Source organism: Sphingomonas rustica (assembly GCF_039652585.1).
Lineage (GTDB): Bacteria > Pseudomonadota > Alphaproteobacteria > Sphingomonadales > Sphingomonadaceae > Sphingomonas > Sphingomonas rustica.
In genome coordinates this window covers 102,709-114,835 of sequence record NZ_JBDIZK010000008.1, presented here as the reverse complement: position 1 = coordinate 114,835, position 12,127 = coordinate 102,709, and the positions used below count along the sequence as shown (strand labels likewise).

Here is a 12,127-nt window from a genome sequence, read left to right as displayed (position 1 = left end):
GTGATGGATCGCCTTGCGGTAACGGGTCTGGCACATGCCGATCCATGACACTTTCCATGGCCTGGATTCGTACGGTCGGCACCGCGCACGAGCTGGTTTTCGCGAGCGACAGCCGGCTTAGTGGCTGTCAGGCCTGGGACGGCTGTCCCAAGATCCTGACGTTGGCCCGCGGAGACAGCCTGATCGCCTTTGCCGGCGACACGCTGGACGCCTATCCGTTGATACTGCAATTCCGCAATTGGGTCGAAAGCGATCCCAGGGCACGCACGCGCGAACGCGACATCTCGGAATTGAAGAAACGCATGCGGCTCATGTTCATGGACATGCGCGCACACATCACCGCGTTGCCGCGTGGCGTGACGGCGCCGGATCCCTATGGCTGCGAGCTGATCTTCGGCGGCTGGTCATGGCGCTCGAACGCGTTTCGGCTCTGGCGATTTCATTGGGTCGAAGTCGAGGCGGCTTATAATTTCTCGTCGATCGGGTCACACTTCTCGGTCGGCCACCACCATCCGATCATTTTCGCCGGCAATCGTGACGCAGCCGCCATGGCCAAGGAACGTATCACGGCATTGCTCAAGGCACGGGGGCGATTCCGGACGCCCTATTTCGATATGGAGCCGTTCGAGGTGCTGCGCGATATCATCCGTGAACAGGCGTTTCACGATATCGGCGGCCCACCGCAGCTCGCCAAAGTCTGTCGCCACAGCAACAGCCAACCCTTCGCGGTGCGGTGGGATACACCGACATCCAAATCCGAGCTGACGATGTTGGGCCGGCCGCGTTTCCCGGGCGAGCGCACCTGGGCACCAGTCATCGATCCCGACAAGATCGAATTCCGCAACCCGAGGACCTTGGCGAAGCATGCACGCTCTGCAGCCAAAGGGTCCGACGGCGCGCGGACATGGCGGTGCCGTTCTGAGGGTTTCGACAATCCGCGACGTCAGCAAACACCGCGGCTGACATGCCTCACGCGACTGCACTAGGAGGGCGGGATGCGCGTTCACTCGATCTCATTGAAATATCTGGCAGAGGATGGTGGCCCGACCTTCCTGCACAATCGACGGCAGATGCCGGTCGGACAGGGCGGTCTTCACATCGGCGCCCTGAAGCTCTTCAGCTCCGGCGACCTCGAATATGTCGAGCCCGGCTTTTTCGGATTCGCGACCGGTATCCGGGCGTTTGGCCGGGCGGATCTACGTTATGTGTATGACTGCGGGTCTGAGCCGAAGCGGCTGGTCAACAGCGGCGTGAAAGAGTTGCGCAATGCTTGCCCGGATCGCCGTCTCGACATGCTCTTCCTGTCGCATTTCGACCGCGATCATATGAACGGCATTCCCGCGCTCCTGCATAAGACCAAGGGCTTTCAGGTCGACACGATCGTTCTTCCCTATCTGGACACGGCCGCTCGCGTGGCCGCGCTCGCCCGCGCTTTCGCGCAATCCGGTACATTCGGCGGGAGCGTCGACCGCTTTTTCATCGACATGATATTCGACCCCGGCGGGACGCTCGCCCAGTTTCGCCCGCGTCAGATCCTCTTCATCCGCAGCGATGGCGGCGACGTTCCTCCCGATGTCGACGGTGGACCCGAAATCCGGCCAGGATCCGGTCCCGAGGTGCGCGCCGAACGCGATACCGAGGCGATCAATTGGCTGATCAAACCGGCGTTTCCTGGCGACCCGCAGCGGCCGCTCTTGCTCAACATGATGGCGCAGGCGGCATCTTCGTCGCGGATTGAAGTGCGCAACGCGGCGATCGTCGCCCATGATCCTTCCTGGTCGCTTCTCTGGAAGTTCCTGCCTTACGTGCGAACGCCTGACCCGGCCGCGCTGGCGACGTTCTGCACACTGGTCGAAGGCTTGTTCAAATGGCCTGCGGGCAGCTTCGCGTTCCATATCGGTGATACAGGCGTGCGCCAGAAGATGGTCACCAAGTTCCGGGAGAAGATGGGTGCGATCTACAAATCGGCGTTCAAGGACAAGAATCTCGGGTCGATGAGTCTCTATTCTGGTCTGATGGAGCCCGACACGGTCGATGCCCTCGCGCACAGCCCCCAGCTTCCTACCCATGACCTGACCAAGATCGGCTGGATGGGAACCGGCGACGCCCATCTCGAGAAGCCTGTGGAACGTGGCGCATTCACCAGCTTTTACGGCAGTGACATCGACCACGTTGCTGGTTTCGCCCTGCCGCATCACGGAGCGATCAAGAACAGCGACCCGGTAAATCTGGTTGGTGATGCGGACACCTACATCGCCGCTGCTGATCCAATTCATGACTGGGAGCACCCGCACTGGTCGCTGCGAAAGGCGGTCTACGATAGGGGCAGCAGCTTCCGCCACGTCCGTGCCTGGCCGGCCACCGGATTCGACGAATCGTTCATCATCTCCCCCAAATAAGCCGCCGTGAAAGTCGTCAGCCGTTCGGATCGATACCGAGAAAATCGGGAAAGCGATCCCGTCGCTGTGGTCACGCTAAGCTGGTGGCTCGATTGCACGCGAATGGGCGGTTTCAACGTGAGCGGCCGTTCTGGCAAGAGACTTGAACAGTAAGACTTGGTCGACATCTGCCGACCGCAACGATCAGTGATCAGCGAGATCTTTCCCCATGTGCATCCGCGATGCCGACGAAAAATCTTCCAATATATCTATGGTTCAAGACGGTTTTGGGATGGAGGCAACGTCCGTCGAACTGTAGCTACTCGAGCTACGCAAATTCGTCGCCGTTCAAATGTGTCAAGGCTGGGTTAAGCTGCGTCATCGATCCTGGCGTGCGCTGCCGTGTCTGAGGGTCTGCTTCCGGCAGGTGCTGCCATTCACGGTGGATGCCTGGAATGGCTGCTACGTCCCACTTTTCGCCGATCCGCATCCGCGACACGTCGCTTCTGGCGAGCGGATCAGTATACATGAATGAACGACCGAAGCTGGGACGCGAGCAGGGCGGCCTGGACGTCCACTTGTGGGTCGAGCCGGCCCGTTCAGATTCCTGTTCGTTCCGAAAGCCTCAAGGCGTCCTCAATTTCAACGCCGAGGTACTGATTGGTGCTCTCGATCTCGGCATGGCCGAGGTGGCAAAGAAGGGCGTCGAAGGTCAATGCGGCCAATAGAGGCAAGATGCTTAAGTGGTTCGTCGGCGCCCATATAGACGGCGCCACAGGCCTTGCGGAGGTCGCGCGCTGGATGTGCTTCGCGCCGGAGGTGGTGGCCCCCACCAAAGGCGGAGGGGAAAACGAGGACTTGCTCGCCGCCTGACAGGCATGGAGCGATTGATCGGCCGCCCGGACCCCTCCAAAATGCGGGCCGCCTTCACGGATACCCGCACTTCAGGATCGCCGTGCCCTGGTACCGTCCAGCAATTCGAGGCGCGACACGACCGTGGTTCGTGATAGGTTCGCCAGAACGCACAAAGGAGATTTGCGATGACGGTGCTTCGCTACTTGCAGCCTCGCATTAAAGAGATGTCGAACGGCATGTTCGCCAACTGGATGCCGACCAATCAGGTTGAAGTCGGCGACTATGGCGTGGTTCGAAACGGCCAGTTCGAGAGGCTGGGATCGCTGCGCGACTACGGCGCCGACTTCGAAGTCGCGGATGCATCAGGCGGTCGCAACAAGATCGAGTATAAGGACCGCTTCGACATCAAGGTGAACGCCGGCGTCGGCGCGCACGCCCCCGGACAGAGCGCCAAGGTCAGCCTCAAATCGGGCGGCCGAGGGTCGTTCGTCTACCATCTCGCGAATGCCGTGCAGCGGCGGCCGGTCAACACCCGCGCCTTTAACGAGGAAGTCGCCCGGACCCTGCTCGACAGCGGCATCGACTTCCCGAAGAACGGCGTACTGATCACCGAGGTGCAGTTCGCCGACAAGGCCACCATCATCGTCAGCGATCAGGACAATGGCTCGCTGGAGCTCGAAACCTCCTTCAAGCCCGCCGGGGATGCGTTTCTCTCAGGCGCGAGCGGCAAGATCACCACGGTCGCCAGCACCGGCACGTTCCTGCAGTGGGTCGGGCAGGACAAGATGATCTCGCTCATCAAAATCGTGATCCCGAAGGTGTCGCCGCCCCGTGGCCCCGATAACAACCCCGGCCGGGTCGCCGCGACCATCGAGAAGGTGCGCGACTGGATTCAGGAGAAGCGCGTCGGCGCCGCCCAGTTGCGGATCAGCTATCAGGAAAACGTCACCCCCGTGACCGTCATCTCCATCCCGGGCGCGCCCGGCATGATCACGATGGAGCTGGAGGCCATGAGCGCCGCCGAGATAGTCATGACCATGGAAGAAGCCGAGGATAGCAGCTTCGAAATGGAGATCGAGGAGGAGGATTTCGGCGAACAGCAATCGGGCGTCGCCTACGGCTGACCGCCGCTCCTGCTCGCTAGCGTAAGCGGCGAGTGGGACCGGCATGTCCTTCATCGCACCCGACTTGCGGGCGAAGACCGCGGCCTGCGCCATGAAAAGCGGGTCGACCGCCTTGGCTGCCTCAAGAACGTCGGCAAGTTGCGTCTCGGCCGTGCCGTAGAAGTTGTCCGCGAGCGTGCCCGTCGCGGCGAGCTGCGCGAGCTTGGCGTTCGGCCCATAGGCATAGGCCGATGCGCCCTCGCGTTTCACGGCATCGGTGCACAGCAGCAAGAGCCAGCTCGCGCGACGGATCTTCGAGCTGAAGAAGCTCAAGCGGCAGGTGCAGGGTCCTTTGTCGAGGTGAACTGCGCCAAGAGGGGAACGGCAGCTCACCATCATATCAACCCGTTCCGGAATCAATTTAGAACGCCTGATATCGGACGTTCAAGCGTCATGAACGGGCGACCGGAATTGGGAAGCTAAAACGCGTCGCGGACGGCCAGAATCTAGTCATTTTGCCAATAGCAGGAGGCCCGCTGTTCACCGGAAGCGAACCGATAAAGGCCTGGTACGCGAACGGCAGCTGTTGTCAGAGACCGTCGTTTAGCGAGCCGTTTCGGAACGACCACTTCGTCCCAATCTCGGTCGTCCGGCTGGGCTTCGGCGTATGCCTGCTTTCGGGCGAAAGGGCTTCAGTCTCCAACGACAGCGATGGGGCGCATTGCAGAACGGCCGCATTTAGAACCTGCGGTCCGGCGAAGCCTGTTCCAACCGCCGATCGCTCCAAGTTGGCTCAGAAAAATCTCGTATTTTGTGGTAGGAAAAGTGGTGGGTAGATGCTTTCAAGCTCAAGGTTTTGGCATTAAAATCAACAGCTTATACGGAAAGTGCAACTACCTCCCGCGGATCTTTACGAGACCGGAGGGGCTAATTCGGCAATTTTCCGTATCTCTGCGATCGTCGTGATAATCACAGTTTGCCCGAAGGCCGGTAGCGCCTCAAGCTGCGCCATGAAATCCCACTGACTGTGGGACGGGAATGTGGGACGAGTTTACCGCCCACCCCCTAAGGGGTTGATTTTAAATCAAAGATTTTGCTGGCGTGGTGGAGCTGAGGGGAATCGAACCCCTGACCTCTGCAGTGCGATTGCAGCGCTCTCCCATCTGAGCTACAGCCCCGCCGCCGGCCCCGGCATCGCCGGGAGGCGATCCAGATAGCGGCGCTTCGGATGCGATGCAACTGGCTTGGCGCGCGTGCTGCGACTTGTTTTCCGCGTGCGGCGAACCGCTTGAACACGCTTCCCTTTTCCCGGAACCAACCTGCGTTTCATCCGCTGAATCGGCCATTGGACGCCCGAGCGTCCCTGTGCCCATTGAGCAGGAGAGTGAGATGAACGACCGTTATCCCGGTTTCGACAACGGCGATCACAGCTATTACGGCCCGCACGATCAGGAGCATTTCCGCAGCCCCGGCACCGGCGGCAGCTATCGCGGTTCGAGCAGCGCGCGCGACTATGCCGCGGCCGGCTATCGCGGTGGCGAGCGCGACCGTTCGGACCGCGGCGATCGCGGCTATCGCGCCGGATATGACTCGCGCGGCGCCTATGGCGGACGCGACGAGGGTCGCGGCTATGATGGCGGTTATGGCGGCGGCTATAGCGGCTTCACCGGCAGCTATCGCCCGGACGACCGGTCGGACGATCGCGGCTATGGCGCGCGCGGCGGCGATCGCCAGGATCGCTATCGCGACGAGGGGCGTTCGCGCGGCGGCGGTCGCCGGCCCGAAGGCTATGGCAGCCATGACGATCGCGGCTTCCTTGCCCGCGCCGGGGACGAGGTCCGCTCGTGGTTCGGCGACGAGGAGGCGGAGCGCCGCCGCGAATATGACATGCGCCAGGACGAGGAGCGGATGCGCCGCGAACGGTTCGAGGACAGCCAGCGCGACGACCATTATCGCTCGTGGCGCAACGAGCGCGTGTCCGAACTGGACCGCGACTATGACGAATATCGCAACGAGCACCGCCAGCGCTTCCAGAGCGAGTTCACCAACTGGCGCACCGAGCGTCAGGGCCAGCGCGACAGCCTGGGCCGGGTGACCGAGCATATGGAAGTCGTCGGCTCGGACGGCGGCCATGTCGGCACTGTCGACAAGGTGCGCGGCGACCGGATCGTCCTGACCAAGAACGATACCGATGCGGGCGGCCATCATCATTCGATCCCGTCGCGCTGGATCCAGACCGTCGACGACAAGGTGACGATCCGCAAGACCGCGGACGAAGCCAAGGCGGCGTGGAAGGACGAGGAACGCGGCGCGATGTTCGGCAGCGATGACGACAAGCGCGGCAGCCACCGCGACCGCGGCAACGACTGGTCGAGCGACCACAACCTCAACAAGTCCTTCTCGGGCACCTATTGAGGCATGACAGCGCCGCCCGATCCGGGCGGATGCGAGGGAAAGCCCCGGCGCCGCGCGCGCCGGGGCTTTCCTGCATTCAGGACCCGCGCATCATTTCAGAAAGTCGTTCAGCGCCGTGCGAAACGCATCGGGCTCGTCGAGCATGATGAAATGATAGCTGCGGGGAAAGGCGACCAGGCTCGCCCTGGACCCGGCATAGGCCCCCTCCCAAAAGGGCTTGGCACGCGCCTCGCCCATGCCGGCGGCATAGAAGACGGTGAAGCGCGGCGGCGCGATCGCCTTCAGCCTGGGCCGCAGGTCGGTGGTCAGGTCCTCGTACATCGCCTGGGCGACGACGCGCGGATCGGCCTGGGTGCCCCACAGCGCAACCTTCATCCGCCCCTCCGGCGTGATCGACATGTTCCCGCCAGGATCCTTGGTCACCGCGGCGGCTGGCTTGCCATGGGTCGCGGCGATACCGTCGCGCATCTGGCCCGCGCGCGCCTCGATCGCATCGACGCTGTCCGCGCCGAAGATCGTGCCGATGAACGGCAGCGCGTCGACCACCAGCAGCCGGCCGATATCGTCCGGATGCCGCTCCGCCAGCATCATGCCGACCAGTCCGCCCATCGAATGGCCGACCACCGCGGCGCCCTGGAGCTTGTATTCGCGGATATAGGCGTGCAGCTCGGCGACCACGCCGTCGAGAATGCCGGGCTCGAGGTTGCTGCGCGGATCGTCGCCGCCAAAGCCGTTGACCTGCACCAGATAGACGCGGTGCGTCTTCGCCAGATCGGGGGCAACGCCGTCCCACACCGCGCGCGGGCTGGACAGGCCGGGGATCAGGATGACCGGCGGCCCGTTGCCGATCGCCTTGATCGACACATGGCCCATCTGCAGCGTCGCGGGCGCGGCCTGCACCCGTGCGGCGGCAGGGCCGGCCGCGGCATGAACCGGAGCAAGCGATGCGGCGAGGGATAGCGCCAGCGTCGCCGCCAGCCTCTTCGAGAATCGCGGGGTCATGATGCAGTCTCCTTGGACGGGTTCTGGAATATATCCTCGATCGGCATCGCGAACAGGTCGGCAATGCGAAAGGCGAGCGGCAGCGAGGGATCGTATTTGCCCGTCTCGATCGCATTCACGCTCTGGCGCGACACCTCCAGCCGGTCGGCCAGTTCCTGCTGGCTCCAGGCACGCTCGGCGCGCAGCACGCGCAGTCGGTTGATCATTCCGCCGACCCGCGCTCGCGCAGCGCCATCGCGCAATGCGCCATGCCCCAGAAGAAGCACCAGCCCGGAAAGGCCCAGAAGGTGCTGATCTCGCCGAGCAGTCCGTTCATCTGGAGAAAGCCGAGCACCGTCGCCACCGACATCACCCCGCCGAGCCCGATCAGCATCGCGGTAACCACCCGGCCGCGCAGATACTCGTCCCGCTCCTCGCGCAGATACAGGCCGATGATGACGAGCACCCCGATGATCGGGAGCGCCGGCAGGACCGAAAGGATGACGAGCCCCGCGCCCGTCGGATGCCAGGTCCGGACAGTCCAGGAGACCCCGAACAGCACCCCGACGTACAGGAGGATCGCCGGGAAAAAGCGTCGCAGATAGCGGTTCTGCGCCGGGTTTCGAGAGGCCATGCGTGGCGTCCTTGTCAGTTGGTAACGCGACCTTTACTCCCCTCGAATCGAGTGTCAAGCATCCTTGATAAAATGACCAGCGTGCTTGATCGCCGAAAAACCTTCATGTTATGCTATATTCTCGTTGCCCTACCGTTACGTTCATCTATGTGAAGCGTCGGGAATCGGCGCGGGGGCATCGATCCCGGGAGGGGAGCTTCAGCGATCCGGACCGGCACACGCCGGCCGGATCGACGGTCGGGCGATCGCCGAGAGGCAGGGCGAACGCATCATCGGTGTGCCAGGGGGCCTTATGAATTTTATGCAGTTGATGCGGTGCTTGAGGGGCAATCATCACCGCGACCACGCCCGGCGGTGGAAGGTCGGGGACAAGACCTATTCGGTCTGCACCGGCTGCGGGCGCACGATGACGCGCGTCTATGGCGACTGGCGGATCAGCCGGGAAAAGCTGCGGCCGCCGGTCGACGCCTGAACGATCAGCCCAGCCGCGAAACCATGTCCGCGGCGAGCAGGCTGAGCGTGTCGTCGCGCGCGCCCATCAGCACGATCCGGTCGCCCGGCCGCGCCTCGGCGATCAGCGCCGCGGCGGCATCGTCGCGCACCGGAATGTGACGCGCGCGGCCGCCGATATCGGCGACGATATCCGCGCTGGTCACGTCGCGGCTGGTGGTGCCGCCATGATAGACCGGATCGGGCAGCACCAGCAGGTCCTCGGCGCCCAGCCGCCGGCGGAACATCTCGACCAACTCGCGCCGCATTACCTTCAACGGGCCATAGCCGTGCGGCTGGAACAGGATCAGCAGCCGCCCGGGAAACGCGTGCAGCGTGTCGAGCGTCGCGGCGATCTTGTCGGGGTTATGCCCGAAATCGTCGATGACGGTCACGCCGCCGCCCTCGCCCACCCGTTCGAACCGGCGCTTCAGCCCGGCGAAGCCCTCGATCGCGGAGATCGCATCCGCCGCATCGACCCCGGCGGCCACCGACGCGGCGATCGCGGCCAGCGCGTTCGAGACATTGTGCCGCCCCGGCACCCCCAGCCGCACCCGCCGCGCCGCGCCGCGCGTGACCAGGTCGAAGGCGATGGCATAGGGTTCGGGGACCAGGTTCTGCGCCGACCAGTCGGCCTCGGCCTCGACCGCGAACGTGACGACCTGCCCTGCCCGCCCGGCCAGCGCCGCTGCCTCTTCATCGCCTGCGTTAACCACGGCGGTTCGCGCCTTGCCGACGAAATCGCCGAACAGGATGCGCAATTCCTCCATCGACTTGTGATCGAGGCTGACATTGTTGAGCACCGCGACCTGCGGCGAATAGAGCGCGATCGAGCCGTCGCTCTCGTCCACCTCGCTGACGAACGCATCGCCCCGCCCCACCAGCGCGCTGGCAAAGGGCGCGTCGGGCGAGGCGAAATTCTTCATCACCGCGCCGTTCATCACCGTCGGATCGCGGCCGCAGGCGTGCAGGATCCAGCCGATCATGCCGGTCACGGTCGACTTGCCGCTGGTGCCCGCGACGCCGATCGGCACGGCGGCCGCGTTGAACAGGCTGGCCAGCAGCTCCGCCCGCGACAGCCGCGCCGCACCGACCCGGTCGGCGGCGATCATGTCGGGCACCGTCGCCTCGATCGCGGCGCTGGCGACGACGATCTGGTCCGCGGACACGATGCCGCTGCCGTCCTGGGGGAACAGCGCGACGCCGCGCGACTTCAGGTCGTCGAACTTGGCGGGCAGCCGCGCCTGGTCGAGGCTGCGGTCCGATCCGGCGACGGTCGCGCCCTGTCCGGCCAGGATCATCGCCAGCGGCATCATGCCCGAACCGCCGATGCCGACGAAGAAGTAAGGTTTGCGATGATCCATGGCCTCGCGCTATCGCCGGTTCGCGCGGGGGGCAAGTTCCCTGCCGCCGCGATCGGCCCGATCGGGCCGAAGCGTTGGGTTCGCTGGGTGTCTCGGCGCCGGCTGTTTTGGAGTTGAGACGCAATGCGCATCGGAGTGGTCGCGCCGGCACGAACGGTCACGCAGGTATCGGCGCTGCGCATGTCCGCCTTCATGGCGCTGACCTACCCCGCGCACGAGATCGTCTTTCACCCGCAATGCTTCATGAACCAGGGCCATTTCGCCGGATCGGACGCGGTGCGCGCAAGTGCTTTCCTGGAATTCGCCAATGATCCGGCGTTCGATGCGATCTGGTTCGCGCGCGGCGGCTATGGCTCGAACCGCATCCTGCACGAGGTGATGCCGCAACTGGCCCCGGCGGCGCGCAACAAGACCTATATCGGCTATTCCGACATGGGGTTCATGCTGGGCGCCCTCTATGCGCGGCGGATCGGGCGCCAGGCGCATGGATCGATGGCGAGCAGCATGGGCGTGGACGACACCGGCGAGGATGCCGGCTGGGTGCTCGGCTGGCTGATCGACGGCGACAAGCGCGGGCTCGAGCCCAGCCTGCTGACCGATCGCCGCCCGGCCGCCGCGTTCAACCTGGCGATCCTGACCGCGATGATCGGCACGCCGTGGCTGCCCGACCTGACCGACCATGTGCTGATGATCGAGGAGGTAAGCGAGCAGTTCTACCGGATCGACCGGATGCTGTTCCAGCTTGCCCATTCGACCCAGTTGCGGGGGATCGCCGGCATCCGCCTGGGCCAGGTGACCGACGTGCCGTCGAACGACACCGAATTCGGCGAGACGCTGGAACAGATGATGACCCGCTGGTGCGCCGAAATGGGCGTTCCTTATCTGGGCCGCGCCGGGATCGGCCATGTCCGGGCGAATCACGTGGTGCCGTTCGGCGTGATCTGAGCCAGGGGGTCTTCCGGCATACGGAGGCAGGCTCGCCACGCGGCACTTCCTACCCCGTTCGGGCTGAGCTTGTCGAAGGCCGCCTTTCAACCCTTGGTGGCCAGCCTGGGGATATCCGCCCTTCGACGAGTTCAGGGCAACGGAAGACGAACAGCACGCTCTCCGAGCCCTTCATTCCATCATCCGAAGCGCGCCGCATCGCTGCGGCGCGTTCCGTCATCGCCTCACTGATAGCCGCCTTCCTTGCGCTCCTCGGCGGCTTCTTCCTGCGCCTCTTCCATCTCTTCGGCTTCGGTCTCGGTCTCCGGGGTGTCCTGTTCGGGGTCGATCATGTCGCTGCTCCGCGGTTCGGGGGAGGCCTCAACGGCGGGGACGCCGGCGGGTTTCACTGCCGCAGGGCGCGGAACGCACCGCGCCGGCATGGCGTTGAGCGGAACATACAGGGAGCCGATCGATGGAAACACAGGAACTGCACCGCGGCAGGCTGATCGACCATGTCCATCTGGTCGTGGCCGATCTCGACGCCAGCCGGCGCTTCTACACCGCCTTGTTCGACGTGCTCGATATCCCGATCGGCGGCAGCGGCGAGAGCTATTTCTGGGTCGACGAGCTGTTCGTCTCGACCGCCGACAGCGACGCCGCGGCCGGCAGGCTGACCGGCCGGCATCATCTGGCGTTCCAGGCACGCGACGAGGCAATGGTCCAGGCGTTCCACCGCGCCGGCCTGGCCGCGGGCGGCACCGACAATGGCGCGCCGGGGCTGCGGCCCTATCATCCGGGCTATTACGCCGCCTTCCTGCTCGATCCCGACGGCAACAATATCGAGGCGGTGTACCACGGCCCCGCCACGCGCAGCGCAGCGTCGGTGCACATCAGCTTCTAAGAAATGCGCCTGTCCGCGCATCGCGGCACCCGGTTAAAATCGCCCTTTCGCGATTTCCCAAACAGTCTCCGAAGTGCGCC

13 protein-coding genes and 1 tRNA gene are annotated in these 12,127 nt (G+C 64.2%); 9 read left to right on the top strand and 5 right to left on the bottom strand.

Annotated features, from left to right (window positions below):
• Window positions 1–56: 56 nt before the first annotated feature.
• From TPR58_RS14285 to TPR58_RS14265, 5 genes are all read left to right on the top strand, one after another.
• Window positions 57–986: a hypothetical protein gene (locus TPR58_RS14285; protein ID WP_346247368.1), complete on the top strand. Its 930-nt coding sequence runs from the start codon at window positions 57–59 to the stop codon at window positions 984–986.
• 9 nt (window positions 987–995) lie between these two features.
• Window positions 996–2,399, top strand: a complete 1,404-nt coding sequence (locus tag TPR58_RS14280) for a ComEC/Rec2 family competence protein (RefSeq protein WP_346247367.1) — start codon at window positions 996–998, stop codon at window positions 2,397–2,399.
• A gap of 434 nt (window positions 2,400–2,833) precedes the next feature.
• Entirely contained in the window at window positions 2,834–3,106 is a 273-nt protein-coding gene (locus TPR58_RS14275; protein WP_346247366.1) for a hypothetical protein, read from the top strand.
• Window positions 3,107–3,113: 7 nt separating this feature from the next.
• Window positions 3,114–3,251: a hypothetical protein gene (locus tag TPR58_RS14270; RefSeq protein ID WP_346247365.1), complete on the top strand. Its 138-nt coding sequence runs from the start codon at window positions 3,114–3,116 to the stop codon at window positions 3,249–3,251.
• 167 nt (window positions 3,252–3,418) lie between these two features.
• Window positions 3,419–4,357 carry a hypothetical protein gene (locus TPR58_RS14265; protein ID WP_346247364.1) on the top strand — a complete coding sequence of 313 codons (939 nt, stop codon included), beginning with the start codon at window positions 3,419–3,421 and terminating at the stop codon, window positions 4,355–4,357.
• 1,081 nt (window positions 4,358–5,438) lie between these two features.
• On the opposite strand, the gene TPR58_RS14260 is transcribed toward TPR58_RS14265, so the two are convergent.
• Window positions 5,439–5,514: transfer RNA gene (locus TPR58_RS14260), tRNA-Ala, on the bottom strand.
• 211 nt (window positions 5,515–5,725) lie between these two features.
• Between TPR58_RS14260 and TPR58_RS14255 the strand changes: the two genes are divergently transcribed.
• Entirely contained in the window at window positions 5,726–6,751 is a 1,026-nt protein-coding gene (locus TPR58_RS14255; RefSeq protein ID WP_346247363.1) for a DUF2171 domain-containing protein, read from the top strand.
• Between the two features lie 90 nt (window positions 6,752–6,841).
• Here the strand turns inward: TPR58_RS14255 and TPR58_RS14250 are convergent, their stop codons facing one another.
• The 3 genes from TPR58_RS14250 to TPR58_RS14240 are packed head-to-tail and all read right to left on the bottom strand — an operon-like array spanning window position 6,842 to window position 8,366.
• Window positions 6,842–7,753: an alpha/beta fold hydrolase gene (locus TPR58_RS14250; protein ID WP_346247362.1), complete on the bottom strand. Its 912-nt coding sequence runs from the start codon at window positions 7,751–7,753 to the stop codon at window positions 6,842–6,844.
• The gene (locus TPR58_RS14245) at window positions 7,750–7,959 is read right to left on the bottom strand and encodes a helix-turn-helix transcriptional regulator (protein ID WP_346247361.1); all 210 of its coding nucleotides are present in this window, start codon (window positions 7,957–7,959) and stop codon (window positions 7,750–7,752) included. The genes TPR58_RS14250 and TPR58_RS14245 overlap by 4 nt, the downstream gene beginning before the upstream one ends.
• Complete coding sequence (locus TPR58_RS14240) at window positions 7,956–8,366, bottom strand: hypothetical protein (protein WP_346247360.1); 411 nt, start codon at window positions 8,364–8,366, stop codon at window positions 7,956–7,958. The genes TPR58_RS14245 and TPR58_RS14240 overlap by 4 nt, the downstream gene beginning before the upstream one ends.
• 319 nt (window positions 8,367–8,685) lie before the next feature.
• On the opposite strand from TPR58_RS14240, the gene TPR58_RS14235 reads away from it, so the two are divergent.
• A complete protein-coding gene (locus tag TPR58_RS14235) occupies window positions 8,686–8,838 on the top strand; it encodes a hypothetical protein (RefSeq protein WP_346247359.1) in 153 nt (50 codons plus the stop codon).
• A gap of 4 nt (window positions 8,839–8,842) precedes the next feature.
• Here the strand turns inward: TPR58_RS14235 and TPR58_RS14230 are convergent, their stop codons facing one another.
• On the bottom strand, window positions 8,843–10,219 hold the full coding sequence (locus TPR58_RS14230) for a glutamate ligase domain-containing protein (protein WP_346247358.1): 1,377 nt from the start codon (window positions 10,217–10,219) through the stop codon (window positions 8,843–8,845).
• 123 nt (window positions 10,220–10,342) lie between these two features.
• On the opposite strand from TPR58_RS14230, the gene TPR58_RS14225 reads away from it, so the two are divergent.
• Window positions 10,343–11,164, top strand: coding sequence for an LD-carboxypeptidase (locus TPR58_RS14225; protein ID WP_346247357.1), 822 nt, complete (start codon window positions 10,343–10,345; stop codon window positions 11,162–11,164).
• A gap of 454 nt (window positions 11,165–11,618) precedes the next feature.
• Window positions 11,619–12,047 (top strand): VOC family protein, encoded by a 429-nt coding sequence (locus TPR58_RS14220; RefSeq protein WP_346247356.1) that lies wholly within the window; start codon window positions 11,619–11,621, stop codon window positions 12,045–12,047.
• Window positions 12,048–12,127: the final 80 nt, after the last annotated feature.

Bases quoted from the DNA above. Each gene is read 5' to 3' on its own strand.
- TPR58_RS14285 (WP_346247368.1), top strand. From the start codon at position 57: ATGGCCTGGATTCGTACGGTCGGCACCGCGCACGAGCTGGTTTTCGCG.
- TPR58_RS14280 (WP_346247367.1), top strand. From the start codon at position 996: ATGCGCGTTCACTCGATCTCATTGAAATATCTGGCAGAGGATGGTGGC.
- TPR58_RS14275 (WP_346247366.1), top strand. From the start codon at position 2,834: ATGGCTGCTACGTCCCACTTTTCGCCGATCCGCATCCGCGACACGTCG.
- TPR58_RS14270 (WP_346247365.1), top strand. From the start codon at position 3,114: ATGCTTAAGTGGTTCGTCGGCGCCCATATAGACGGCGCCACAGGCCTT.
- TPR58_RS14265 (WP_346247364.1), top strand. From the start codon at position 3,419: ATGACGGTGCTTCGCTACTTGCAGCCTCGCATTAAAGAGATGTCGAAC.
- TPR58_RS14255 (WP_346247363.1), top strand. From the start codon at position 5,726: ATGAACGACCGTTATCCCGGTTTCGACAACGGCGATCACAGCTATTAC.
- TPR58_RS14250 (WP_346247362.1), bottom strand. From the start codon at position 7,753: ATGACCCCGCGATTCTCGAAGAGGCTGGCGGCGACGCTGGCGCTATCC.
- TPR58_RS14245 (WP_346247361.1), bottom strand. From the start codon at position 7,959: ATGATCAACCGACTGCGCGTGCTGCGCGCCGAGCGTGCCTGGAGCCAG.
- TPR58_RS14240 (WP_346247360.1), bottom strand. From the start codon at position 8,366: ATGGCCTCTCGAAACCCGGCGCAGAACCGCTATCTGCGACGCTTTTTC.
- TPR58_RS14230 (WP_346247358.1), bottom strand. From the start codon at position 10,219: ATGGATCATCGCAAACCTTACTTCTTCGTCGGCATCGGCGGTTCGGGC.
- TPR58_RS14225 (WP_346247357.1), top strand. From the start codon at position 10,343: ATGCGCATCGGAGTGGTCGCGCCGGCACGAACGGTCACGCAGGTATCG.
- TPR58_RS14220 (WP_346247356.1), top strand. From the start codon at position 11,619: ATGGAAACACAGGAACTGCACCGCGGCAGGCTGATCGACCATGTCCAT.